A 767-nucleotide genomic window follows, 5' to 3' on the forward strand; every position below is an offset into this window, starting at 1 on the left:
TGGAGCGGCTGCTCACATGCAATCGATGGCCAATACAGTAGATTATCTAAGCGATGGCGAAAAAAATTATATCTACACACAAGGTCATATGTTAGACCCCATTAGTACAGTGATTGGTTACAATTGGCCTACGGCTTATAAGGCACCTTTAAATCTAGATTTTTCACTTTTGGAGAAAGGTATAAAAAATCCTTTTTATATGACGATATTTGCAGCAAACAGTTTATTTACTATAGCAACTAATCCTCTCAGAGAGATGGGGAGAGCGGTCTTGGGCCTTAACCCGAGCCCCCATAATTGTTATGCTGATGCGAGTGATGCGTGTAGATGGAATTACGGTTCATTTGATTTTAAAAAACTTTATTCAACGAGAACAGGGAACAAAAAATGAAAATGTTTTTTAATTTATTAAGCCTGCTCATTTTGTTAACGGTTACTGGATGTGACATTGAAAACATTGACAAACCTGCTCCAGGGTACGTGAGTATGTGGGAGAAGTCAGGTGCGGATTCTACTGAGGTAGGAAAAGCCTTATTAGAATGTGGAATGCCGAGTCTTATCGATCCTGATTCAGAAAATAGAAAGCAGAGCATCAATGCAAAAGCAACAACTTATACATGTATGATTCAAGCAGGATTCCGTTATAAAGGGGGAGGGAGTCCGTGTTATACTTTTAAAGAGGAAAACCTCCCCATTTGTCAGCCTGGTGCTGTCATTCCGAAGAGAAGTGTCGAAAAGCGCTTAAACAGCCCTTTTTGTAAAAGGTA

The 767-nt window shown here is 39.6% G+C and carries 1 protein-coding gene and 1 pseudogene; both read left to right on the forward strand.

Features of this window, described 5'->3' with window-relative positions:
* A pseudogene (locus ACFIM8_RS09215) lies at positions 1–391 on the forward strand (hypothetical protein); the annotation flags it as partial.
* A partial coding sequence (locus ACFIM8_RS09220) for a hypothetical protein (protein WP_375614843.1) occupies positions 388–767 on the forward strand: 380 nt, incomplete at its 3' end. The pseudogene ACFIM8_RS09215 and the gene ACFIM8_RS09220, both read left to right, overlap by 4 nt.

This window comes from Bartonella sp. AC535YNZD, assembly GCF_042196625.1.
GTDB lineage: Bacteria > Pseudomonadota > Alphaproteobacteria > Rhizobiales > Rhizobiaceae > Bartonella.